We start from the raw sequence: 2,357 nt of genomic DNA on the forward strand, positions 1-2,357 counted from the left end.
ATCTATCTGCAGCGGTTGGGAGCGGAGATCGCCGGCAGCGGTTCGGATGCCCAGTATGACGCGATCTTCGAGGAGGAGCCGGATGTTGAGTGATGCCCGCGCGGCCAAGGTGAGCCGGCGCGGCTTGTTGGCCGGTGCCACAGCACTGGCCGTTCTGGCGACACTCCTTGTCCCGGCTGGCGCGCAGGAAAGTCCGTCGGCCTTCATGGACGGAGTCGGCCAAGAGGTGGTGGCCGCTTTCCAGGACGACTCGCTGAACGACCAGGAGCGGCTGTCACGGCTGGTGTCGATCCTGGACAAGAGCGTCGACTTCGAGATCATCGGTCGGCTGGTCATCGGCCGCTACTGGCGCCAGGCGAGCCCGGAGCAGCAGCAGGAGTTCGTCGACCTGTTCCGGCAGTTCACCATCCAGACGATCGCCTCTCAGTTGCGCAACTACGGGGGCGAGACCTACGAGATCACCGATGAGCGCGTGGTCGATGACCGGGACGCGGTCGTGTCGAGCAAGATCGTGCGCGTCCAGGGCCAGCCGCCGGCCAATGTCGACTGGCGGGTGCGCCGCAGCGAGGACGGCTTCAAGATCATCGACGTGGTCGGGGAGGGCGTGTCGGCGGTGGTCACCTGGCGTCAGGAATATGGTGAAGTGCTGGCGCGCAGCGGTTTCGACGGGGTGATTGCCCGCCTGAAGGAGCAGATCGCGGCGCGCCGCGCGGCCTGAGCCGCTGGCCGCTCCTGGTCGGGCACCGGCTTCGCCACGCCCGACCCGTCCTTTTCATTGCCGCTGGCGTTCCAGCTCTTTGATCCGTGCCTGAGCGCGCGTCAGCTCCAGCCGCAGCCCGTCCGGGTCCTCCAGGACCGGGAGTTCCGCCGCCGACCGTGCGCCGGCGACAGGTTTGGCGATCATCGACCGCTGCGCTGCCAGCTCGCCCAGCGCCTGCGCCATCGCATCCAGCTCGGCGCGGGCAGCAGCGATCCCGCTCTGGGCCTTGGTGAACTCGTCGAGCCTGGCCGCGGCCGCCTTGGTCAGTTCCTGCGCCTCGCGCTCCAGCCGGTCACGCTCGTCGCGCACCGTGGCGAGCTCTCCGTCGAGTGCCCGGTTGGCTTCGCGCAACTGCCCGTTCTCCCGCTCCAGATTCCTGATCCGGTCGTTCAGCCGGCCGATCTCCGCCAGCCGGTCGGCAGCGTCCTTGGCCGCGGCACCGGTGAGTGCCCGCTGCTCCTCGACCTTGGCCCGGATCTGCGCGAACGCTTCCTCGAGCTGCGCCGCGCTGGCGCCGTCCTCCACCGCCAGCGCCGGGCCAGCACCGACAAGCACGGCACAGAGCAGCATCACCACCGGTCTCAAGCCGGATCCTCCACCTCCGTGGCCACGCCGGTGACGCCACGGGCAAGCGACGCTTCCAGGAACTGGTCGAGATCGCCGTCCAGCACACCCTGCGTGTCCGAGGTCTCCACCCCGGTGCGCAGGTCCTTCACCATCCGGTAGGGCTGCAGCACGTAGGAGCGGATCTGGTGGCCCCAGCCGATGTCGGTCTTGGCCGCCTCGGTCGCATCCGCCGCCGCCCGGCGCTTCTGCAGCTCCAGCTCGTAGAGCCGGGCGCGCAGCATCCCGAACGCAGTGTCGCGGTTGCGGTGCTGCGAACGGTCGGTCTGGCAGCTCACCACGATGCCGGTGGGCAGATGGGTGATGCGGATCGCCGATTCCGTCCGGTTGACGTGCTGGCCGCCCGCACCGGACGCCCGGTATGTGTCGATGCGCAGGTCCTTGTCCTGGATGCCGACCTCGATCGAATCGTCGATCTCGGGATAGACCCAGACGGAGGCGAAGCTGGTATGCCGGCGCGCCTGGCTGTCATAGGGCGAGATGCGCACGAGCCGGTGCACGCCCGCCTCGGTCTTCAGCCAACCATAGGCGTTCTCGCCCTCCAGCCGGAGCGTGGCGGACTTGATCCCGGCCTCCTCGCCTTCGGTCTCCTGGATCAGGTTGACCTTGTAACCGTGCTGCTCGGCCCAGCGCGTGTACATGCGCATGAGCATCTCGGCCCAGTCCTGGCTCTCCGTGCCGCCGGCACCCGCGTTGATCTCGATGAACGCGTTGTTGCGGTCGGCCTCGCCGGACAACATCGCCTCGAGCTGCAGGCGGCGGACGGTGTTCTTCAGGCCGGTGAGCTCGCGCTGGATGTCGCCGAGCGTCGCGTCGTCGTTCTCCGCCTCGGCCAGTTCCGCCAGCTCCAGCCCGTCGTTCAGCCGGGTCTCGATCTCGCGGACCTGATCGATCCGTGCGGCCAGGCCGTTGCGCTCGCGCATGATCTTCTGCGCGCGCTCGGCATCGTTCCAGAGCGTCGGATCCTCGGAAA

The 2,357-nt window shown here is 68.4% G+C and carries 3 protein-coding genes; 1 reads left to right on the plus strand and 2 read right to left on the minus strand.

Going from position 1 to position 2,357, the window contains the following annotated elements; all coding sequences use genetic code 11:
• Positions 1 to 82: 82 nt before the first annotated feature.
• Positions 83 to 718 carry an MlaC/ttg2D family ABC transporter substrate-binding protein gene (locus tag EQG76_RS07850; RefSeq protein ID WP_159712177.1) on the plus strand — a complete coding sequence of 212 codons (636 nt, stop codon included), beginning with the start codon at positions 83 to 85 and terminating at the stop codon, positions 716 to 718.
• A gap of 54 nt (positions 719 to 772) precedes the next feature.
• On the opposite strand, the gene EQG76_RS07855 is transcribed toward EQG76_RS07850, so the two are convergent.
• Together EQG76_RS07855 and prfB are read right to left on the minus strand one after the other, a co-directional pair.
• On the minus strand, positions 773 to 1,345 hold the full coding sequence (locus tag EQG76_RS07855) for a hypothetical protein (RefSeq protein WP_159712179.1): 573 nt from the start codon (positions 1,343 to 1,345) through the stop codon (positions 773 to 775).
• Positions 1,342 to 2,357: peptide chain release factor 2 (prfB, locus tag EQG76_RS07860; RefSeq protein WP_159712181.1), on the minus strand; the 1,016-nt coding region annotated here is incomplete at its 5' end. The genes EQG76_RS07855 and prfB, both read right to left, overlap by 4 nt.

This window comes from Geminicoccus flavidas, from assembly GCF_009806515.1.
Classification (GTDB): domain Bacteria; phylum Pseudomonadota; class Alphaproteobacteria; order Geminicoccales; family Geminicoccaceae; genus Geminicoccus; species Geminicoccus flavidus.

What these genes read in the sequence shown, in the direction of transcription:
- EQG76_RS07850 (WP_159712177.1), top strand. Translation starts at nt 83, where the DNA reads ATGTTGAGTGATGCCCGCGCGGCCAAGGTGAGCCGGCGCGGCTTGTTG.